The sequence below is a fragment of the Aeromicrobium ginsengisoli genome, assembly GCF_004134905.2.
GTDB lineage: Bacteria > Actinomycetota > Actinomycetes > Propionibacteriales > Nocardioidaceae > Aeromicrobium > Aeromicrobium ginsengisoli.
In genome coordinates, this window is sequence record NZ_SDPQ02000002.1 from 479858 (window position 1) to 499942 (window position 20085).

At 69.8% G+C, this 20085-nt stretch carries 23 protein-coding genes; 13 read left to right on the top strand and 10 right to left on the bottom strand.

The features are described 5' to 3' along the window. Nucleotide 1: 1 nt before the first annotated feature. The gene (locus tag ESP70_RS09150) at nucleotides 2–268 is read right to left on the bottom strand and encodes an acyl-CoA carboxylase subunit epsilon (RefSeq protein WP_223148674.1); all 267 of its coding nucleotides are present in this window, start codon (nucleotides 266–268) and stop codon (nucleotides 2–4) included. Continuing rightward, nucleotides 265–1857: an acyl-CoA carboxylase subunit beta gene (locus ESP70_RS09155; RefSeq protein ID WP_246161983.1), complete on the bottom strand. Its 1593-nt coding sequence runs from the start codon at nucleotides 1855–1857 to the stop codon at nucleotides 265–267. The genes ESP70_RS09150 and ESP70_RS09155 overlap by 4 nt, the downstream gene beginning before the upstream one ends. A 51-nt stretch (nucleotides 1858–1908) precedes the next feature. Here ESP70_RS09155 and ESP70_RS09160 point away from each other — a divergent pair, with 51 nt between their 5' ends. Genes ESP70_RS09160 through purE form a run of 5 tightly spaced genes read left to right on the top strand, consistent with a single transcriptional unit; the run spans nucleotide 1909 to nucleotide 5880 of the window. Then, nucleotides 1909–2718, top strand: a complete 810-nt coding sequence (locus ESP70_RS09160; RefSeq protein WP_149688980.1) for a biotin--[acetyl-CoA-carboxylase] ligase — start codon at nucleotides 1909–1911, stop codon at nucleotides 2716–2718. A 13-nt stretch (nucleotides 2719–2731) separates the two neighbouring features. After that, nucleotides 2732–3244, top strand: coding sequence for a PH domain-containing protein (locus ESP70_RS09165; protein WP_149688981.1), 513 nt, complete (start codon nucleotides 2732–2734; stop codon nucleotides 3242–3244). Then, the gene (locus ESP70_RS09170) at nucleotides 3231–4220 is read left to right on the top strand and encodes an adenylate/guanylate cyclase domain-containing protein (protein WP_149688982.1); all 990 of its coding nucleotides are present in this window, start codon (nucleotides 3231–3233) and stop codon (nucleotides 4218–4220) included. The genes ESP70_RS09165 and ESP70_RS09170 overlap by 14 nt, the downstream gene beginning before the upstream one ends. Before the next feature lie 9 nt (nucleotides 4221–4229). Further along, nucleotides 4230–5366: a 5-(carboxyamino)imidazole ribonucleotide synthase gene (locus ESP70_RS09175; RefSeq protein WP_149688983.1), complete on the top strand. Its 1137-nt coding sequence runs from the start codon at nucleotides 4230–4232 to the stop codon at nucleotides 5364–5366. Continuing rightward, on the top strand, nucleotides 5359–5880 hold the full coding sequence (purE, locus tag ESP70_RS09180; RefSeq protein ID WP_149688984.1) for a 5-(carboxyamino)imidazole ribonucleotide mutase: 522 nt from the start codon (nucleotides 5359–5361) through the stop codon (nucleotides 5878–5880). The genes ESP70_RS09175 and purE overlap by 8 nt, the downstream gene beginning before the upstream one ends. A gap of 6 nt (nucleotides 5881–5886) precedes the next feature. Here purE and ESP70_RS09185 read toward each other — a convergent pair whose 3' ends face one another. Together ESP70_RS09185 and ESP70_RS09190 are read right to left on the bottom strand one after the other, a co-directional pair. Further along, nucleotides 5887–6507: a pyridoxamine 5'-phosphate oxidase family protein gene (locus ESP70_RS09185; protein ID WP_149688985.1), complete on the bottom strand. Its 621-nt coding sequence runs from the start codon at nucleotides 6505–6507 to the stop codon at nucleotides 5887–5889. Between the two features lie 10 nt (nucleotides 6508–6517). Then, complete coding sequence (locus ESP70_RS09190; RefSeq protein ID WP_149688986.1) at nucleotides 6518–7111, bottom strand: hypothetical protein; 594 nt, start codon at nucleotides 7109–7111, stop codon at nucleotides 6518–6520. Nucleotides 7112–7213: 102 nt separating this feature from the next. Here ESP70_RS09190 and ESP70_RS09195 point away from each other — a divergent pair, with 102 nt between their 5' ends. Continuing rightward, nucleotides 7214–8365, top strand: coding sequence for an acyl-CoA dehydrogenase family protein (locus ESP70_RS09195; RefSeq protein WP_149689733.1), 1152 nt, complete (start codon nucleotides 7214–7216; stop codon nucleotides 8363–8365). A 32-nt stretch (nucleotides 8366–8397) separates the two neighbouring features. Next, nucleotides 8398–10200, top strand: a complete 1803-nt coding sequence (locus ESP70_RS09200; protein WP_149688987.1) for a helix-turn-helix transcriptional regulator — start codon at nucleotides 8398–8400, stop codon at nucleotides 10198–10200. 391 nt (nucleotides 10201–10591) lie between these two features. On the opposite strand, the gene ESP70_RS09205 is transcribed toward ESP70_RS09200, so the two are convergent. Then, a complete protein-coding gene (locus tag ESP70_RS09205; RefSeq protein ID WP_149688988.1) occupies nucleotides 10592–11056 on the bottom strand; it encodes a hypothetical protein in 465 nt (154 codons plus the stop codon). A gap of 94 nt (nucleotides 11057–11150) precedes the next feature. On the opposite strand from ESP70_RS09205, the gene ESP70_RS09210 reads away from it, so the two are divergent. Beyond that, nucleotides 11151–12050: an aminoglycoside phosphotransferase family protein gene (locus ESP70_RS09210; protein ID WP_246161984.1), complete on the top strand. Its 900-nt coding sequence runs from the start codon at nucleotides 11151–11153 to the stop codon at nucleotides 12048–12050. Here the strand turns inward: ESP70_RS09210 and ESP70_RS09215 are convergent. Further along, nucleotides 12047–12349, bottom strand: coding sequence for a hypothetical protein (locus tag ESP70_RS09215; protein WP_149688989.1), 303 nt, complete (start codon nucleotides 12347–12349; stop codon nucleotides 12047–12049). The two genes, ESP70_RS09210 and ESP70_RS09215, sit on opposite strands and share 4 nt — an antisense overlap. A 57-nt stretch (nucleotides 12350–12406) precedes the next feature. Here ESP70_RS09215 and ESP70_RS09220 point away from each other — a divergent pair, with 57 nt between their 5' ends. Genes ESP70_RS09220 through ESP70_RS09230 form a run of 3 tightly spaced genes read left to right on the top strand, consistent with a single transcriptional unit; the run spans nucleotide 12407 to nucleotide 14914 of the window. Beyond that, entirely contained in the window at nucleotides 12407–13078 is a 672-nt protein-coding gene (locus tag ESP70_RS09220) for a VOC family protein (RefSeq protein WP_149688990.1), read from the top strand. Between the two features lie 37 nt (nucleotides 13079–13115). Continuing rightward, on the top strand, nucleotides 13116–14177 hold the full coding sequence (gene dapE / locus ESP70_RS09225; protein WP_149688991.1) for a succinyl-diaminopimelate desuccinylase: 1062 nt from the start codon (nucleotides 13116–13118) through the stop codon (nucleotides 14175–14177). Then, on the top strand, nucleotides 14174–14914 hold the full coding sequence (locus ESP70_RS09230; protein ID WP_223148675.1) for an LOG family protein: 741 nt from the start codon (nucleotides 14174–14176) through the stop codon (nucleotides 14912–14914). The genes dapE and ESP70_RS09230 overlap by 4 nt, the downstream gene beginning before the upstream one ends. A gap of 18 nt (nucleotides 14915–14932) precedes the next feature. Here the strand turns inward: ESP70_RS09230 and ESP70_RS09235 are convergent, their stop codons facing one another. From ESP70_RS09235 to folP, 4 genes are all read right to left on the bottom strand, one after another. Next, the gene (locus ESP70_RS09235) at nucleotides 14933–16132 is read right to left on the bottom strand and encodes an ABC transporter permease (RefSeq protein ID WP_149688993.1); all 1200 of its coding nucleotides are present in this window, start codon (nucleotides 16130–16132) and stop codon (nucleotides 14933–14935) included. 13 nt (nucleotides 16133–16145) lie between these two features. Further along, nucleotides 16146–16844, bottom strand: a complete 699-nt coding sequence (locus tag ESP70_RS09240; RefSeq protein WP_149688994.1) for an ABC transporter ATP-binding protein — start codon at nucleotides 16842–16844, stop codon at nucleotides 16146–16148. Continuing rightward, nucleotides 16844–17881 carry a permuted SH3 domain-containing protein gene (locus ESP70_RS09245; RefSeq protein WP_149688995.1) on the bottom strand — a complete coding sequence of 346 codons (1038 nt, stop codon included), beginning with the start codon at nucleotides 17879–17881 and terminating at the stop codon, nucleotides 16844–16846. The genes ESP70_RS09240 and ESP70_RS09245 overlap by 1 nt, the downstream gene beginning before the upstream one ends. 111 nt (nucleotides 17882–17992) lie before the next feature. After that, on the bottom strand, nucleotides 17993–18877 hold the full coding sequence (gene folP, locus ESP70_RS09250) for a dihydropteroate synthase (RefSeq protein WP_425458389.1): 885 nt from the start codon (nucleotides 18875–18877) through the stop codon (nucleotides 17993–17995). Nucleotides 18878–18881: 4 nt separating this feature from the next. Here folP and ESP70_RS09255 point away from each other — a divergent pair, with 4 nt between their 5' ends. Further along, the gene (locus tag ESP70_RS09255; RefSeq protein WP_281287312.1) at nucleotides 18882–19445 is read left to right on the top strand and encodes a DNA-3-methyladenine glycosylase I; all 564 of its coding nucleotides are present in this window, start codon (nucleotides 18882–18884) and stop codon (nucleotides 19443–19445) included. Nucleotides 19446–19490: 45 nt separating this feature from the next. Beyond that, on the top strand, nucleotides 19491–20084 hold the full coding sequence (locus tag ESP70_RS09260) for a hypothetical protein (protein WP_149688998.1): 594 nt from the start codon (nucleotides 19491–19493) through the stop codon (nucleotides 20082–20084). Nucleotide 20085: the final 1 nt, after the last annotated feature.

A 20085-nucleotide genomic window follows, 5' to 3' on the forward strand; every position in this document is an offset into this window, starting at 1 on the left:
GTCAGCCGCCGAAGGCCGACCGGCGCCACAGGTCCGGACCGACGCGGTGCGGCGCGCGGGCCATGCGGGCGGGGTGGCCCCACTGCGACCGGACCTTGGGCTCGGTGCGGGCGGCGGCGTGCGCGGCAGCGGCGTTGCGGGCCGCGACGACCGCCACGAGCGCGGCCAGCTCCTCCGGGGTCAGGTCGCCCTTGACGACCCGCAGGATCGGCTTGTGCGCGGGGGCTTCGACGGGCTCAACCGGCGAGTCGGGCTTCTCGTCGCTCACAGGGGGATGTTCCCGTGCTTCTTGGGCGGCAGCGTCTCGCGCTTGGTCTTGAGCAGTCGCAGCGCCTTGACGACCTCGGCGCGGGTCTGCGCGGGCTCGATGACCGCGTCGACGTAGCCGCGCTCGGCCGCGAGGTAGGGGTTGCAGAGCTCGTCCTCGTACGCCGTCATGAGCTCGGCGCGCTTGGCTTCCGGGTCGTCCGCCGCCGCGATCTCCTTGCGGTAGAGGATGCCGACTGCGCCGGACGCACCGACGACGGCGATCTGGGCCGAGGGCCAGGCGATGTTGATGTCGGCGCCGAGGTGCTTGGATCCCATCACGTCGTACGCGCCGCCGTACGCCTTGCGGGTGATGACCGTGACGAGCGGGACGGTGGCCTCGGCGTACGCGTAGATGAGCTTGGCGCCGCGGCGGATGATGCCGTCCCACTCCTGGCCGGTGCCGGGCAGGAAGCCGGGTACGTCGACGAACGTGAGGACCGGGATGTTGAACGCGTCGCACGTGCGGACGAAGCGGGCCGCCTTCTCCGACGCGTCGATGTCGAGGCAGCCGGCGAGCTGCATCGGCTGGTTGGCGACGATGCCGACGCTGCGACCCTCGACGCGGCCGTAGCCGATGATGATGTTGGGCGCGAACAGCGGCATGACCTCGAGGAAGTCGCCGTCGTCGACGACCGACTCGATCACGGTGTGCATGTCGTACGGCTGGTTGGCCGAGTCCGGCACGAGGGTGTTGAGCGCGAGATCGGTCTCGGTGAGCTCGAGGTCGGCGATCTCGTCGTACGGCTCGGGCTCCTCCATGTTGTTCTGCGGCAGGTAGGAGATCAGCGCCTTGACGTACTCGAGGGCGTCCTCCTCGTCGGCCGCCATGTAGTGCGCGTTGCCCGACTTGGTGTTGTGCGTGCGGGCGCCGCCGAGGTCCTCCATCGTGACGTCCTCGCCGGTGACGGTCTTGATGATGTCAGGGCCGGTGATGAACATGTTGGACGTCTTGTCGACCATCACGACGAAGTCGGTGACGGCGGGGGAGTAGACGTGGCCGCCGGCGTTGGTGCCCATGATCAGCGAGATCTGCGGGATGACGCCCGAGGCGTGCACGTTGCGCTTGAAGATCTCGCCATAGAGGCCGAGCGAGACGACGCCCTCCTGGATGCGTGCGCCGGCGCCTTCGTTGATGCCGATGATGGGGCAGCCGGACTTGATCGCGAGGTCCATGACCTTGGTGATCTTCTCGCCGTAGACCTGCCCGAGGCTGCCGCCGAAGATCGAGAAGTCCTGGCTGAAGACACACACCTGGCGGCCGTCGATCGTGCCGTAGCCGGTGATGACACCGTCGCCGAGAGGCCGGTTCTCCTGCAGCCCGAACGCCGTGCTGCGGTGCCGGGCGAGGGCGTCGAGCTCGACGAACGAGCCCTCGTCGAGGAGGTCCTCGATGCGCTGACGAGCGGATCCGCGGCCCTTCTTGGCCTGCTTCTCCGCCGCGCGCTCGGCCATGTCGACCGTGGCTTCCTTCTGGCGTCGCTGGAAGTCAGCGAGCTTGCCGGCGGTCGTGTGGAGCTCGGGATGGGCTTCGATCTCGTGTTCGGTCACGGGGGTCAGCGTAACGATCAGAGGCTCTGACCGGTATGTGAGTCTGTTCTCATGACTTATCGCGACCTGGACCGACCGCCTCTCGACGCCGCTGCCCTGCGCGCGGCCGTCGCCGGCCCGGGCCGGTTCTGGACCGACATCGTCGTCACCACCGAGACCGGCAGCACGAACGCCGACGTCGCAGCGGCCGCGCGGGCCGGGGCGCCGGAGGGCACGGTGCACACAACCGATCTGCAGACCGCCGGCCGCGGCCGCCTCGACCGGGCGTGGGAGTCGCCGGCCGGCTCCGGCGTCATCGTCTCGGTGCTGCTGCGCCCCGACGGCGTACCAGCCGCGCGATGGGTCTGGCTGCCCCTGCTGGTCGGCCTTGCCGTCGACGCGACGGTGCATGAGTGCGGTGTCGAGTCGGGGCTCAAGTGGCCCAACGACGTGCTGGTCGACGGTCGCAAGATCGCCGGCATCCTGCTCGAGCGGGTCGACACGCCGCAGGGCTCGGCGGCGATCATCGGTGTCGGGCTCAACGTGTCGCTGCGCCGGGACGAGCTGCCGGTGGAGACCGCGACGTCCTTGGCGCTCGAAGGCGCGACCGAGACCGATCGCACGATCGTCCTTCGCGCGTTCCTGCGCAACCTCGAGGCGCTCTACCGCGCCTGGGCCGCGGCCGGCGGCGATCCAGGCTCCGGCATCCGTGACTCGTACGTCCGGCGGTGCGTCACGTTGGGCACGCGGGTGCGGGTCAGCCTCCCGGACGGCAACGCGCTCGAGGGCCAGGCGACGGGAATCGACGAGCTCGGCCGCCTGCTGGTCGACGGCCAGGCCATCAGCGCGGGCGATATCACCCACGTGCGACCGGCCACGTGAGAAAATTACAAGCATGAGCCTTCCGCGCAAGCTGATGATCGATGGCGAACAGGTCATCGCCACGACCCGCACCCACGTCAAGGTGCTGTTCCTGCCCTTCCTGATCCTGCTCGTCGTGGCCGGCATCGGAGGCTGGGCGATCAGCGAGGTGGGCGACTCCGGCAGCGGCGTCCCGCGCTGGATCGTCGTCGCCGCGATGGTCGTCCTGATCCTGTGGGGCTCGGTCCTGCCGTTCCTCAAGTGGCTGACCTGGACCTACACGCTGACCAACAAGCGCATCGTCGAGCAGAAGGGGTTGCTGACCCGTACGGGCCGGGTCATCCCGCTGAGCCGCATCAACGACGTCGCGTTCGAGAAGAACCTCAACGACCGCATCCTCGGTTGCGGCACGCTGATCATCCACGACGCCAGCGAGCAGGCCGGGCTCGAGCTCAACGACATCCCGCACATCGAGGCGTTCCACCGCACCGTGACCAACCTCGTGTTCGAGAAGCACGACAAGACGGCGACGGATGAGTCGGTCTGAGCTTCGTGACGAGCTCGCGCGCCTGATCCTGGGCGGCGAGCTGACCCTCAGCAGCTCCGAGGTCGCCGACAAGGGTGGGTTGAGCCTCGAGGACGGCCAGCGGTTGTGGCGTGCCCTCGGGTTCCCCGACACCGGCGACGCCATCGCGTACGGCGAGCCGGATGTCGCGGCCGTGGCGACGGTCGCGGCGGCGATCGAGTCGGGCACGCTCGACGAGGAGACCGTCTACCGCATCACGCGCGCCCTCGGCACCACGATGTCGCGGCTCGCCGACTGGCAGGTCTCGACGCTGGTCGACCAGGTCGAGCTGGACGTCCAGGGCGGCAAGTCCCCCAGCCGGCTCGGTGCTGCCATCGGCCTGGCGACCGACGTCGCACCGAGCTTCGAGCAGCTCATGATCTATGCCTGGCGGCGCCATCTCGCGGCTGCGGCTGCGCGGATCGAGGCACTGGGGGCGGCCGACGAAGAGCTGCTGTCGACCGTCATGACGGTCGGCTTCGCGGATCTCTCGCGGTTCACCTCGTTGTCCAACGAGCTCGACGACTCGACCCTCGGTGCCCTGGTCGAGAACTTCGAGACCCGCTGCACCGACATCGTCACGGCCCACGGCGGACGGGTCGTCAAGACCCTCGGCGACGCCGTCCTGTTCGTGATCGGTGATGCCCGTGAAGGCACGCGCACCGCGCTCGACCTGGTCAGCCAGATCGCGTCGCGCGACGACATGCCCGACATCCGTGTGGGGCTGGCGACCGGCTCGGCGATCAGCCGGCTCGGCGACGTCTTCGGCCCCCCGGTCAATCTCGCCGCACGCCTGTCGCACGTCGCGCGCAGCAACCGCGTGCTGATCGACGCGGCCACGGCCGCGACCCTGGGCGACGAGTTCGACACCCGCACGTTGCCGCCCCGGCCGCTGCGCGGGTTCGGCAACGTCTCGCCCATCACGGTGAGCGAACGCCGCGGCTTCCGCTCCCGATAGGCTGGCGTCGTGCCTTCACCCCAGCTCGCGGTCATCGGTGGTGGACAGCTGGCTCGCATGATGCAGCAGGCCGCGATCGGCCTCGGCATCCGCATCCGGCTCCTTGCCGAGGCGCCCGACGTCTCGGCCGCCCAGGTCGTCCCTGACCACGTCGTCGGCGACTACACCGATCTCGACACGCTGCGTGCGATCGTGGCCGACGCGCCGGTCGTGACGTTCGACCATGAGCACGTGCCGCCCGAGCATCTCCGCGCCCTCGAGGCCGAGGGGCACGCCTGCCGGCCGGGGCCCCACGCGCTGCTGTACGCCCAGGACAAGGGCGACATGCGAGAGCGTCTCTCCGGCATGGGCATCCCTGCTCCTTCCTGGGTCGCACTGCCGTCTCACGGCGGGCTCGAGGCGCTTGCTGAGTTCGGCTTCCCCGCTGTGGTCAAGACGACCCGCGGCGGCTATGACGGCAAGGGCGTGTGGGTCGTACGTTCGACCGCCGACGCCGCGGAGGCGTTCTCCTCGGACCGCCCGCTGCTGGCCGAGGAGCTCGTCGACTTCACGCGCGAGCTGTCGGCGCTCGTCGCCCGTTCGCCGTCCGGCGAGGTGCGCACCTATCCGGTCGTCGAGTCGCGCCAGGCCGACGGCGTGTGTGCCGAGGTCATCGCCCCGGCCCCTTCGCTGGACCCCGCGCTCGACGCCGAGGCCCGCGCCATGGCCGAGCGCATCGCGACCGAGCTCGACGTCACCGGCATCCTCGCCGTCGAGCTGTTCGAGACCACCGACGGTCGGCTGCTGGTCAACGAGCTGGCGATGCGCCCGCACAACACGGGGCACTGGTCGATCGACGGAGCCGTCACGAGCCAGTTCGAGAACCACCTGCGGGCGGTTCTCGACCTGCCACTGGGCGCCACCGATGCTCGTGCGCCGTGGTCCGTGATGGTCAACATCCTGGGTGGCGCCGTCGAGGACCTCGAGGCCCAGCGTGCCGTCGTCCTGGCCGCCGAGCCGGACGTCAAGATCCACCTCTACGGCAAGTCCGTCAAGGCCGGCCGCAAGGTGGGCCACGTGACGGCGTACGGACCAGATCTCGACGACGTGCTCGCCCGGGCCCGCCGTTCAGCCGCACTGTTCACCACAGGAGTGACCCATGACTGATCGCACCACCGCACGCGTCGGGATCGTGATGGGCTCGGACTCCGACTGGCCGACGATGGAGGCGGCGGCAACGGCACTCGGCGAGTTCGGCATCCCCTACGAGGCCGATGTCGTCTCGGCCCACCGCATGCCCGACGAGATGCTGGCGTACGGCCGCGAGGCCCATGCGCGGGGCATCGAGGTCATCATCGCCGGCGCCGGGGGAGCCGCCCACCTGCCCGGCATGCTCGCCGCCGTCACGCCGTTGCCGGTCATCGGCGTCCCGGTCGCGCTCAAGCACCTCGACGGCATGGACTCGCTGCTGTCGATCGTCCAGATGCCGGCCGGCGTGCCGGTGGCCACGGTGTCGATCGGCAACGCCCGCAACGCCGGCCTGCTCGCCGTACGCATCCTGGCGACCGGCGATGCGGAGCTGACGGAGCGGATGCTCGCGTTCCAGGCCGATCTCGCCGACATCGCCCGCGCCAAGGGCGAGAAGATTCGCAACCCCTCCGGTGGCCTCGGCTTCCGCTGACGCCTGTCAGCTCGTGTAGAGCTTCTCCGCGTACTGCGGGCCGTAGTAGGCCTCGAGCTCCTCGAGCGAGTCGTCAGGCCGTTCGAGGGACTTGGCGATCTGCGCGCGGCTCGGCACCCGCTCGGGGTGCCACGTCTCCGGGTCCCAGAGCGTGGATCGCAGGAACGCCTTGGAGCAGTGGAAGAAGATCTGCTCGACCGCGACCTCGAGGATCACCGTGGGCTGGTGGCCCTTGACGACCATGTGCTCTGCATACGGCGCATCGGCCAGCAGTGTCGCGCGACCGTTGACCCGGAGCGTGTCGCCGCGGCCGGGGACGAAGAAGATCAGGCCCACGTGCGGGTTCTGCAGGATGTTGGAGAACCCGTCGGCGCGCTTGTTGCCGGGCCGTTCGGGGATCGCCAGCGTCGTGTCGTCGACGATGTAGCCGAAACCGGCGGGATCGCCCTTGGGTGAGACGTCGCAGGCACCCGATGCGTCAGACGTCGCGACAAGGCAGAACGGCGATGCCGCGAGCCACGCGCGGTGCTCGGGCAGGAAGACGTCGGAGTCCTTGTCGAGCACTCGCTGCATCGGTTCACCGAGCAGCTCACGCAGCTCGGCCTCGTTCGTGATCTCGGTCCGCATGACCCTGAATCTACTCGCGCACGTACGACGTCAGCGTGGTGAGCGTCGGCTTGCCGGGTGCCGAGGCGAACCCGAAGCGTACGGGCGGCTGGACCGGCGACAGCTCGCCGAGCTCCTCACCCTCCCAGGTCGCTCTGGCGCTGACGAGATGGCGGACGTCCGTGGCGGCGTACCACTCGGTCCGTCCGTTGCCCGCCGATCCATACGTCCGTACGCCCGGCATGACCCGAGCGGCGACGGGGTCGCAGACCTTGGCCCACGTCGCGGTCCGTCGCAGCGGCGGCGGCACGAGGCCGAGCAGCGGACCGACCCAGAGGCGCCGGCCGGGCCTGAACCGCAGCTGCAGCGACCGGGTGTGGACCGACCACTCGTCTCCGCTCTCGACGGACACGGGCTCGATGCGGACCTCGTCGAACGTGTAGGTCGACGCGACGAAGTCGGCGACGGTCAGCCGTGGTGCGATCAGGGTGCGGTGGCCGGCGGCGTCCTCGATCATGACGTCGGCGAACGGGCCGAACGGGCTCGCGTCCCAGGCGCCCACCACGATGCGTACGCCTGACGACGTCCCGAAGCCGGCGATGTGCCCGGTGAAGGAGCTGGTCATGCGGCCAGTGTGTCCGATGCCACCAGACGATCGGCCGGACGCGGTCGAACACGGAGGTATCATTACTAGGTCGTCCTACTATCGGGAGTCCACGTGTCCGACATGTTCGTCCTCTCCGAGGAGCACCAAGCCATCCGCGAAGCGGTCCGCGCCGTCGCCGAGGCCAAGATCGCCCCGTACGCCGCTGATGTCGACGAGCACGCGCGCTGGCCGCGCGAGGCCGCCGCCGCGCTGCTTGCCGCCGACTTCCACGCGCCGCACGTCCCCGAGGCGTACGGCGGCGCCGGTGCTGACGCGCTCGCGACGGTCCTGGTCATCGAGGAGATCGCCCGCGTCGACGTGTCGGCGTCCCTGATCCCGGCGGTCAACAAGCTCGGCTCGCTGCCGCTCATGATCGCCGGCGACGAACAGCTCAAGAAGAACTACCTCTCGCGGCTGGCCCACGGTGAGGGCTTCTCCTACTGCCTGTCCGAGCCCGAGGCCGGCAGTGACGCCGCCAACCAGAAGACCCGTGCCGTCCGCGACGGCGACGGGTGGGTGCTCAACGGGGTCAAGCGCTGGATCTCCAACGCCGGCGAGTCCGAGTTCTACACCGTCCTGGCGGTCACCGACCCCGACAAGCGTACGAAGGGCATCTCGGCGTTCGTCGTCGAGAAGTCCGACGAGGGCGTGTCGTTCGGGGCGCCGGAGCGCAAGCTCGGCATCAAGGGCTCACCGACCTGTGAGGTCTACCTCGACAACGTCCGCATCCCCGGCGACCGGATGATCGGCGCCGAGGGCACCGGCTTCGCGACGGCGATGAAGACACTCGACCACACCCGCGTGACGATCGCCGCGCAGGCCGTCGGCGTCGCGCAGGGCGCGCTGGACTACGCGCTCGGCTACGTCCAGGAGCGCAAGCAGTTCGGTCACCCCATCAGCGACTTCCAGGGCCTGCAGTTCATGCTCGCCGACATGGGCATGAAGGTCGAGGCCGCACGGCAGCTGACCTACGCCGCCGCGGGCCGCTCCGAGCGCGGCGACAAGGACCTCACCTTCTTCGGTGCGGCGGCCAAGGCGTTCGCGTCCGACACCGCGATGCAGGTCACCACCGATGCGGTGCAGCTGCTCGGTGGCTACGGCTTCACCCGCGACTATCCGCTCGAGCGCATGATGCGCGACGCCAAGATCACCCAGATCTACGAAGGCACCAACCAGGTGCAGCGCGTCGTCATGGCCCGCCAGCTGCTCGCCGGAGTCCAGTCAACGCTCTGACACCGGCCACCTCTGGGCGCTAGCCTGCCGGGATGGACGATCGGGGCACCGTCGCGCGGGCGGTCGACCTCATGGTCGAAGGACGGGCTGACCAGGTCGTTGCCGAGCTCGAGGAGCAGGTCGGGTCGACCGCTCGGTCGATGATCGGCATGGCGCACTTCTGGCTGGGTGAGTTCGAGGCGGCCGAGCGCGCGGGTCGTGCTGCGTTGACTGGCGCTGGCTCCGAGGTCGACCGCCGCCTGGCCCTTGCGGTTGTGGCGCTCGCGGACGCCGGTCTCATGCGGCCGACACTCTCATCGGCCCTGGATGACGTCGTCGCCGCGCTGGGGCCCTCTGACGATGCGTTGGACGACTTCGTCCGCTACCTCGTGGCCGAAGCTGCGCTGACCCAGGCGCGTCTTGGAGTCGCCGCGTCGTTGTGGGACGACACGGTCACCGAGTCGTGGCGGGGGCATTCCTACCGGGCCATGATGCTGGCGACCGGTGCGCGGATCGCAGCGTTCGGTGGCCGTATCGACGAGGCACAGGTCTCGGCTCGTCAGGCCGTGGCCGAGGCCGACAGTGAGCGGGCTCGTCTGCTGACGATGTCCGTCGCCGGGCTGGTGTCCGGCAACAGCTCTGACGTCATGTCGACGACCTCGCTGGTGGATGAGATCCAAGCGGCCGGGCTGTCGGCCCATGACCACTTGAGTCGCGGGCTCCATCTGCTGGCGGCCTTCGCCGCAGTGGCGATCGGCGACGTCGCGCAGAGCGCCTCGCTCGTCCTCATCGCCGGCGGGGACGCGGGTCTGTCGCGGTTCACCGTCATCGACCGGGCCTTGGGCCTTGAGCTCCTGGTTGCGGCTGCGGTCGAGCTGGGCGATCGGGACGCGGCCGAGGCGTGGGGCGCGCAGGCGGAGACCCTCGTGGACCACCCGATCGCGCGACCGACGATCCTCCGGCTCAAGGCCCGCCTCGCGGAGATGGCGGGTGAGCGCGAACGGGCGATCGAGCTGGCCGAGCAGGCGGTCGAGGGGTGCCGGTTGGACAGCCGCAACGTGGAGCTGGCCGAGACGGAGGTCGTCCTGGCGCGGGTCCGTGTGGCCGGCAACGACGTGTCGACGGCGGTCCGGTCGATGCGCGATCTGGTGGCCGCCAGCGACCGCCTCGGCCACCACGCCGTACGCCGGGCAGCTGGTCAGACCTTGGGTCGCGCGGGTCGTCGCCTTCCGCCGGTGATCGGTGACGGCTGGCCGGCGCTCTCCGCCAGGGAGGCCGAGATCGCCCGCCTGATCATGGCGGGTCGCGAGACGACCCAGATCGCTCGGCTCCTGTTCATCTCGCCCCACACCGTGCGGGTGCACACGTCGCGGATCCTCGCCGCGTTCGGCGTCGGCACCCGGGTCCAGCTCCTCGCTCACGCGGCCCCTCCCTCGCAGGCTGCGGGATCGGCAATGGGCGAGGTGCTGACGCCGCGACAACGCGACGTCGTCGCGCTCGTGGCCGAGGGGCTGTCGAACGCTGAGGTCGCCGCCCGGCTCGACGTCACCGTGAAGGCGGTCGAGAAGCATGTCTCGGCGGCCCTTCGGCGATCCGGTGCCCGGTCACGCCTCGACCTCGCCCACGCCTGGGCGTCAGGCTCAGTGGAGCTTGGCGTCGGCGAGGGTGAGGACCTTGCGCCCGAGCTCTTCGAGCGCGGCCCGGTCGAGGCCCTGGCCCTGCTGGATCGTGATGACCGCGATGACCTTCCCGTCGGTGGTGCCGCCCGAGACCTGGAGGCTCTCGCCGCCGAACATCGTCCCGAATGCCAGGAAGGCCTTGGTCCCGATGCCGTCGACGTCGATGACCTCAGGTGAGTCCATCGCGCCTGACGCGCCGGACCGGGCGGCCTCGTAGCCTCCGGTGCCCGAGTCGTCGGCGATCGCACCGATCGATCCGGACACGGCCCGAGGGTCCTCCTGGTTGAAGGCACATCCTCCACCGGGCTGGGCCTCGGTGGTCACCGTGGCGCCGATGGCGGTTCCGAGCTCTTCGGCGGTGAAGGCCGAGCAGATGTCATCGGGGATCTTCGGCGCCGAGCTCGTGGCCGTCGCGGACTTGTCGTTCGCCAATTCGGCGTCGTCGTCTCCGCTACTGCCCGATCCACAGGCGGCAAGGGCGACCAGCATCGTGGCGGCGGTGAGCGTACGGGCGAGCAGTGGCAGGCGCATGGGATTCCTCGATAGGTCGGTCGATGGTCGGGTTGAGTCAGTCGGTGTCGCTGAGACGGCCCCTGGCCCGCCTCAGCGCCCGATAGAACGTGGCCCGGCTCAGATGGAGCTCCCGCTGAGCCGCGAGGTGCCCACCATGAGCGTCGAGATAGCCACGCACGATCGCCGTGTGCATCAGCACGTCCGCGGCCGAGCTCCCGAAGGCGAGGTCGACCCGCTCGCGTACGACTCGTCGCGCAGCGGCCGCTCGGGCCGGCGCACTGCCCGCGTTGTCGGCGAAAGCGCAGCCGGCCATCCAGTCGTCGTCGTGGAACCGGCGCACGGCCTCGACCAACGAACCGTCGTGGCGCGGCACCAGCGTGCTGATCAGCCCGACCATCTCCTCCGCCGCGGCCTCGATGACGAGCCGGTCGACGCCGCCGAGGGGGCCGTCGCTCAGGCGCTGGACCACGAGGTCGTGCAGGCCCGAAGAGGGCTTGAGCACCACCATGTCGACCGCCATGCAAGCAGGATGACCGCTGCCCGGGCCGTACGTCCGGAGGATGACGGTAGGGATGTGGCGTAATGGCCTGCGCGGCCCTGCCTAGGCTCGTGACGTGAGCCTGCTGCCGTTCGACCTGCCGCCGGCCTTCCTCGCAGCGGCGAGTCGCAGTCCCGAATGGGCCGCTTGGGTCGACGGGGTGCCCCGCACGGTCCGGGACCTGCTCGACGAGTGGGACCTGGTGGTCGACGGCGAGCCGATGCACGGCTGGACCTCCCTGGTCGTCCCGGTACGCGCCGACGGCCGTACGGCAGTGCTCAAGGTCGCGTGGCCGTACGAGGAGTGCCAGCACGAGATCCTTGCGCTGCAGCACTGGCACGGCAGGGGAGCGGTGCTGATGCTGCGCGCCGACCCGCGCCGCAATGCGATGCTGCTCGAGCGGCTGTCGCCCCGCGACCTGACGCAGCTCCCCGACATCGAGGCGTGCGAGCTCATCGCCGGGCTCTACACGCGGCTGCATGTTGCGGCGCCGCCCCAGATGCTGACGCTGAGCTCGTACATCGAGCGCTACAGCGACGATCTCGAGCGGCTGCCACGGGATGCGGCGATCCCTCGACGCATCGTCGAGCAGGCAGTGCGACTCGGCCGCGACCTCGCGGGCGATCCGGAGACGAACGGCACGCTGATCCACGGCGACCTGCACTTCGAGAACGTGCTCGCCGGCGACCGGGCGCCGTGGCTCGTGATCGACCCGCAGCCGGTGTCCGGCGATCCGCACTACGAGGTCGACATGCTGCTGTTCAACCGTTGGGACGAGATCGTGGCGTCCGGCGACGTACGGGCGGCGGTGCGGCGGCGCTTCCACACCGCCGTCGATGTGGCGCATCTCGATGAGGAGCGCGCCCGCGACTGGGTCATCGTGCGCGAGGCGCACAACGCGATGTGGGCGATCGAGGACGGCGATCCCGAGCGGGTCACCACCGCGATGGCCGTCATCAAGGCCGTCCAGGACTAGACGTCTGCGAGCGTCTCGACGATGCGGTCGACGTACGCCGTGAACGCCTTGCCCTTGGGCAGCTGGCCGGGTGTGGCGTGGGCGAGCTGTGCGTGCCCGAGATAGGCGGCGTACGTCAGCCGGGCGCGATCACGGGCGTCCGGCCGTGACAGTCCCTGCTCGGCGAACAGCGACTCGAGCGTCGACATGCGGCGCTCGGTGACCCGGGCCAGGACGGGCGCGACCATCGGGTGGTCGGCGTGCGGCTGCAACGCGAGCTCGATCGAGCCGGCTCCCGGCGTGCCGATGACGGCCTGCACGGGTCCCCGTGGCAGCGATGGCTCGCTGAAGGGGACAGGCTGTGGCAGGCTGAATTCATGCCTCTCGTGACCTACCAAGCACTCTGCATCGACGCCAGCGACGTCTCCGCGGTCAAGGACTTCTGGGCCGACACGCTCGGCTACGAGATCGTCGAGCACGACGACGGTGACGCTCACCTGGTCGGCTCCGAGCCCGGCGAGGAGGTGTGGCTCAACACGGTCCCCGAGCCGCTGACCGTCAAGCAACGCGTGCACCTCGACGTACGCGCCGAGTCCATGGCGCCCTTCGCCGACTTCGAGCGCATCACCAAGGAGGGCGAGTTCCCGTGGACGACGCTCGCGGACCCCGAGGGTGGCGAGTTCTGCGTGTTCACCTACGACGAGCCGCCGGCCAAGAAGTTCAAGTCGACCGTGATCGACGCCGCCGACCACGTCGCCATCTCCGACTGGTGGGCCGAGGTCATCGGCGGCGACGTCTCGCACGACGACGGCTACTCGCCGCTCGAGAACATCCCGGGCCTGCCGACCGAGGGCTTCGACTTCGTGCCGGTGCCCGAGCCCAAGACCGTCAAGAACCGGATCCACTGGGACGTCAAGCTCCTGCCCGGCGTGACGCTCGACGACCTGGTCGCCGCGGGTGCCACGATCCTGACACCGGCAGGAGCAAAGCCGTGGACCGTCATGGCCGATCCGGAGGGCAACGAGTTCTGCGTCTTCCCGAGCGAGTGACAGCCGGTGGTGTGGCGCCACGTGGTGGAATGAACCCGTGCCAGCACTCGACCTGACCGCCGACATCGTCAGCCTCACCGCCGCGCTCGTCGACATCCCGTCCGAGAGCCTCGACGAGCAGGTCATCGCCGACGCGGTCGAGGCAGCGCTGCGCGAGCTGCCGCACCTCGAGGTCGTGCGCGATGGTCACACGATCGTCGCCCGTACGTCGCTCGGTCGTCCCGAACGCATCGTCATCGCAGGGCACCTTGACACGGTGCCCGCCAACGGCAACCTGCCGTCGCGGCTGGAGGGTGGCGTCCTCCACGGGCTGGGCACCTGCGACATGAAGGGTGGCGTGGCGATCGCACTGCAGATGGCCGCCACCGTGCCCGAGCCCGTCCGCGACGTGACCTACGTGTTCTACGACGGCGAGGAGATCGCGGCGGAGTTCAACGGCCTCGGCCGGCTCGCGCGTGAGCGGCCCGAGCTGCTCGCCGGCGACTTCGCGATCCTCATGGAGCCGTCCAACGCCGGCGTCGAGGCCGGCTGCCAGGGCACGATGCGCGCCGACATCCGGACGACCGGTGAGCGGGCCCACACGGCGCGCGCCTGGATGGGCAGCAACGCGATCCACGCGCTCGCCCCGGTGCTCGACGGCCTCAACGCGTACGTGCCCCGCATGGTCGAGATCGACGGACTGACCTATCGCGAAGGGCTCAACGCCGTGGCGATCAGGGGCGGTGTCTCGGGCAACGTGGTTCCCGACGAGGCGGTCGTGACGGTCAACTACCGCTTCGCGCCCGACCGCAGCGAGGAGCAGGCGCACCAGCACCTGCAGGAAACCTTTGAGGGGTTCGGCCTCACGATCACCGACTCGGCGCCTGGAGCGCTGCCGGGGCTGTCGCACCCCGCCGCGGCGGCGTTCGTCGAGGCCGTCGGCGGTGAGGTCAACCCGAAGTTCGGCTGGACCGACGTCGCGCAGTTCACGCTGCTGGGCGTACCCGCGGTCAACTACGGGCCCGGCGATCCGACGTTCGCCCACAAGGCCGACGAGCACGTCCCCGTCGAGCACCTGCACCGGGTGCGCGACCGACTCGAGAAATGGCTCACGACATGACTTCTGCAGACCAGCCGAGGCCCGACCACCGCAAGGGGCCCGTACGCCTGCGCGGCGCACAGCGGCCGACGAGCACGACGGACCAGCGGCTGCTCGACTCGCGTGGCCCCAGCGACTGGGTGCACACCGACCCCTGGCGGGTGCTGCGCATCCAGTCCGAATTCGTCGAGGGCTTCGGCGCGCTCGCCGAGCTCGGCCCGGCGGTCAGCATCTTCGGCTCCGCGCGGACGAAGCCCGACGACCCGATGTACGAGGCCGGGCGCCAGATCGCCGCCAAGCTCTGCGGCGAGGGCTACGCCGTCATCACCGGCGGCGGTCCCGGTGCGATGGAGGCCGCCAACCGCGGCGCCAGCGAGTGCGGCGGCGTGTCCGTCGGTCTCGGCATCGAGCTGCCGCACGAGCAGGGCATGAACGAGTGGGTCGACCTCGGCATCAACTTCCGCTACTTCTTCGTCCGCAAGACGATGTTCGTCAAGTACGCCCAGGGCTATGTCGTGCTGCCCGGCGGCTTCGGCACGATGGACGAGCTGTTCGAGGCGCTGACGCTGGTGCAGACCCAGAAGATCACGTCGTTCCCGATCGTGTTGTTCGGCACCGAGTACTGGGGCGGCCTGATCGACTGGCTGCGCACGACGATGCTGACCGACGGCAAGATCGGCCAGCCCGACATCGACATGTTGCACCTCACCGACGACGTCGACGAGGCAGTCGCCTGGTTCGTCGCCAAGGACAGCTGACGTCACTCCCAGCGAGGCCTAGAACCGAATGGCGTCGATGATCTTGACGCGCACGGCGATGAGCGCCGGCAGCAACCCGGCGAGACTGCCGACGGCGAGGGACACGACGAGGCCCAGCATCGCGGCCGAGATCGGGAACGGGGGTATGTCGGTCACGTTCGTGATGACGTGATCGGCGATCAGGGGACTGTTGACGATGCCGACCGCGCCGACGACGCCGACCAGGCCGGCGACGAACGTCGCGACGACGCTCTCCATCATGACCGAGAAGAACACGCGTGACGTGGTGGCGCCGAAGCTGCGGCGGATGCCGATCTCGCGCACGCGTTGCTTGATTGTCACCAGCGCGATGTTGAGCAGGCTCATGGCGCCCAGCAGCAGGATGAGGGCGCTGATGCCGCCGACGACGTACTTGAACGTCGTGAACGACTCTCCGCGATCGGCCGAATCCTGCCGGTTGACCTGGACCTGGAGACCGGGGAGCTGCGACCGGAACTCCTGGGCGACCGCCTTGCTCAGCGGCTTCGCGCCCTTGGGTGGCACCCACATCTGGAAGTTGACGTCGAACATCTGCTGGGTCGCACCGAACCATCGGTCGTACGCGTCGAACAGGATGTAGGCCGTCGACCGGCCGGACTGCTCGTCCTTGCGCACCTGGCCGACGATCGTCGCCGTGATGGGTGTCTCGCCGCCGAACGTCACGGTGGCCGGCAGCGAGTCGGGGCCGAGGCGCAGTGCCTTCATGAGTCGGGCGTCGACCACGACGGCCGGGCTGAGGTTCTGCGCATCCTTGGCGTCGAGCCAGCGGCCTTGCACGGGGACCATGCGACGCAGGTCGGCGTACGCGACGTCGACGGCGCGCAGCGAGATGTGCCTCGAGCCGGTGGGGAGCACCACCAAGGCGTCGGACTCGCCGATCGCCGAGTGGTAGGTGATGTCGAACTCGTCCATGATCGTGCTGAACACGCGTCGGGTCTCCGCAGGCGGCGGTGGCTCGCCGGTCTCGTTGCTGTAGGCGTAGAGCCCGTACGTCGTGGGCCGCCCGCCCTCGCGCTCGGCCTGCTCGACGAGGGCCTGCTTCGCGATGCTGCTGACCGCGACGGCGCAGGTCAGGGCGCAGACCGCGACGCCGACGCCGATCAGTGAGAGCAGGACGCGGAGTCGGTGGATGCGGAGCTCCTGCCACGCCTCCGCGATCGCCGCAGCCAGTCCGGTCATGCCGCTGCCGCCCTCATGCCGGCACGTCGACGAGGCTGTGCAGCCGGCCGCCCTCGAGGCGGAATCGCTGCCGTGCCATGGCCGCGACGGCGACGTCGTGGGTGATCGTGATGAGCGCCGCCCCGGTCTCGTGCGTGATGCCGTCGAGCAGGCTCATGACCTCGGCGCCGGTCTCGAGGTCGAGCGCTCCCGTGGGCTCGTCGGCCAGCACGATCTTGGGACCCCGGACGATGGCCCTGGCGATCGCGACGCGCTGCTGCTCGCCGCCCGACAGGCTCTCGGGCATTGAGTCGAGCCGCGCGCCGAGGCCTACACGTTCGAGCATCGTCGCAGCGATCTCGCGGCGCTTCCAGAACGCACTGCCGGGTGCGTACATGAGCGGTGCCGCGACGTTCTCGAGCGCCGTACGTCCCGGCAGCAGGTTGAATTGCTGGAAGACGAAACCGACGTCGCGGCCGCGGATGTGAGCGGCCGCCCGCGCCCGCAGCGTACGGGTGTCATGGCCGGCCCACGCGAGGGTGCCGGTCGTCGGGCGGTCGAGCAGGCCCAGGAGGTTGAGCAGCGTGGACTTGCCGGTGCCCGATCGCCCGATGATGCCGATGTGGTCGCCGGTCGAGACCGTGAGGTCGACACCCGTGAGGATGTGCAGGTCGGTGTCGTCGGGCAGCTTGACGGTCCGGGTCACGTCGGTGAGTCGCAGCAGCTCGGACATCAGCCGACCCCCTGCCCCATGTCCCCGTTGAGGTCCTCGGGGGAGGCTCCCGGGACGAACTCGAGGATCTCCTCGCCCTCCTTGAGGCCCTTGCGGATCTCGACGTTCTGCCCGTCGCTGAGCCCCAGGCGCACGCGACGCGGGGTCGGCTCGCCGTTCGTGACGACCCACACCGTGCCGGTGCCGACCACGCCGCGAACGGCCGTGATGGGTACGACCAGGACGTCCTCGGCGCGTCCGGCGTTGATCGACATCGTCATGGCGAGGCCATCGAAGACGCGTACGTCGTCGGGCACGCGGCACGCGATGCTGGCACCGCCACCGCCCTCGCCGCCCTCACCATCGCCGGGGCCGGTGTAGCCGCTGGGGTCGATCTGCCCTGCGTCGCCCGCACCATCGCCCGTGTTGGTCGTGTCGGTCACCGGGTCACCGATCGCGAGGTCGCCGCACGAGAACGGCTTGGGGCCGCCCGTGATCGTGACTCGTGCCGACCGGGGCATGTGGAGCAGGCGGTACTGGTCGACCGGCTTGATCGAGCCCGTCGCGCGGTAGGTGTCGAGTCGTACGGTCGCCACCGCGTCGCCCTTGGTCACCGGGTCGTCGAGCTCTTTCGCGTACGAGGCGATGCGGCCGGCCTTGGTGGCCAGCACGTTGTAGTAGCGGACCTGGGGCTTCGCCTCCTCCTCGTCGTCGCCCGTCGGCGCCTCGGTCTCCTCGGACTTGACCTGGAAGATCGGCTCGCCGACCTTGACCTTCGCACCCACGGGCAGGAAGAAGTGGTTGACGACGCCGTCGTGGTCGGCTTTCGCGGTGACCGGCGCGTCGACCTCGATCGTGCCGCGGAGCGTGAGGGTGTTCTCGATCGTGCCGCGACTGACCCCGGCGTTGCTGACCGGGATCTTGCCGGTCGGCGTCAGCCCGCTGCGGGGCGGCTCAGGATCGTCGTTGCCGAACGCCATGACCGCCAGGCTCACGGCGATCGTGGCGAAGATCGCCACCCAGGCCACCGGGAGCACCACTTTGCGAAAGACTCTCACGGTTGTCGTTCCTCGCTGTCGACGCAGGCCATTCAGGCCCGGGAACCTGCATCGTACGTGCTTCGTGACACCCGTGACTCGAACTCGTGGAACGCGTTCCGTCCGAGTGGGTCAGGCGAGGCCGCGCCGGGCGACCGCTGGCGGCCGGTCGCCGCGGATGGACGCGATCATGTCGAGGACCTGTCGCGTCTCGGCCACGTTGTGCGCGCGGAACACCCGCGCCCCCTGCCACGCCGAGACTGCCGTCGCGGCGAGCGTGCCGGGCAGCCGGTGGTCCTTGTCGACGTCGAGCGTCTCGCCGACGAAGTCCTTGTTGGACAGCGCCACCAGCACGGGCCAGCCCGTCGCGACGAGCTCGTCGAGCCTGCGGGTGAGCGCGAGGCTGTGCCGGGTGTTCTTGCCGAAGTCGTGCGTGGGATCGATCAGGATGCCGTCCGGGCGCACCCCCGCGTCGAGGGCGCGGTGGGCCAGCGCCGTCACGGTCGCGATCACGTCGGCGACCACGTCGTCGTACGCCGAGCGGTGCGGGTCGGTGCGCGGCCCGATGCCGCCGGTGTGGCTACACACGAGGCCCGCGCCGTGCTGGGCTGCGACGGCAGCGAGCTCGGGGTCGTGGCCCGACCAGGTGTCGTTGACGAGGTCGGCGCCGAGGCGGCAGAGCTCGTCGGCGACCTCGCTGCGCCACGTGTCGATGCTGATGACCAGGTCGGGGAAGCGGGTGCGCGCCTCGGCGACGAAGTCGGCGGTGCGACGCAGCTCCTCCTCGGCGTCGACGTCGGGCCCGTAGCCGGCGCGTACGCCACCGACGTCGACCAGGTCGGCGCCGTCGCGCACCGCCTCGGCCAGGCGTACGAGCGCCGGCTCGAGGTCGAACGTGGAGCCGTTGTCGTAGAACGAGTCGGGTGTGCGGTTGATGATCGCCATCAGTGCGTGCTCGCCGGGGCCGAACGTCCGCGTGCCCAGACGCAGAGTGTCGGGGGCAGGTGGCAGAGTCACACCCGTGAGCGTAACGACCGATGCCGACCTCGTGGTGCGATGCCCGTGGGGCAACGACCCGGCGATGATCGCCTATCACGATGACGAGTGGGGCCGTGAGCTGCGCGGCGACCGTGAGCTGTTCGAGCGACTGTCGCTCGAGGCGTTCCAGTCGGGCCTCTCCTGGGCCATCATCCTGCGCAAGCGCGACAACTTCCGCGCCGCGTTCTCCGGCTTCGATCCCGAGGCCGTCGCCGCGTTCGGCGACGCCGATGTCGCCCGGCTGCTCGACGACGCCGGCATCGTCCGCAACCGGCTCAAGATCGAGGCGACCATCAGCAACGCCCGCACGCTGATCGAGCTCGACGAGTCGTTCAGCGACCTGCTGTGGTCGTTCGCGCCGCCGCCGGCTCCCGCGCCGACGTCCTACGCTGACGTTCCGGCCACCACACCAGAGTCGGTCGCGATGGCCAAGGCCCTCAAGCGCAAGGGCTTCCGGTTCTTCGGCCCCACCACGGCCTACGCGCTGATGCAGGCCACGGGCATGGTCAACGACCACCTCGCCGACTGCATTGCCAGGAACCCATAGGCGTGCCTCCCCGGATTCGCCGGTCTCCCGGCTTACCATCCGGACATGGCCTCATCGCGGAGAAACCCCCGATCCCGCAGAGCAGTCGGCGCCACCGGACTGCTGATCTCGGCTGTCGTCGTGGCGACTGCCGGCATCATCGTCTCGACCGTGCCCGTGCTCGTCGCGGCCACCGTCTATGCCGTCGTGGCCGGCGTTGTCGCCGCCCGGATGCTGTCCAACGAGCTCGCCGACCGGCGCCGTGAGTGGTCGCTCGAGCGGGCCCACATCGTCGACGACAACCGTCGTGCCTCGGTGGCCCGATCGCGCGAGCACATCGAGTTCGCCAACCAGATGGGTTCGCGCATCCGGCTGCGTGACGCCCAGCTCGCGGAGCTCCGCGACGTGCTGGTGACCTACGAGATCGACATCGCCAAGGCGCGCGAGCGGCTGTCCGAGGAACGGGCCCGCGTCGAGGCACTCGAGGCCGATGTCGATGCAGCCAGGTCCGACCTCGAGTCGGCTCAGTTCGACCTGGCCCGCGCGCTCGACTCCCTGGCGGAGAGCGAGAGTGCCGAGCTGGACGCCCGCGCGCAGCTCCTCGCCTGGGAAGAGGCAGCGACCCAGGAGGAGCGCCGCCAGCACGACCGGTCCGCCTGAC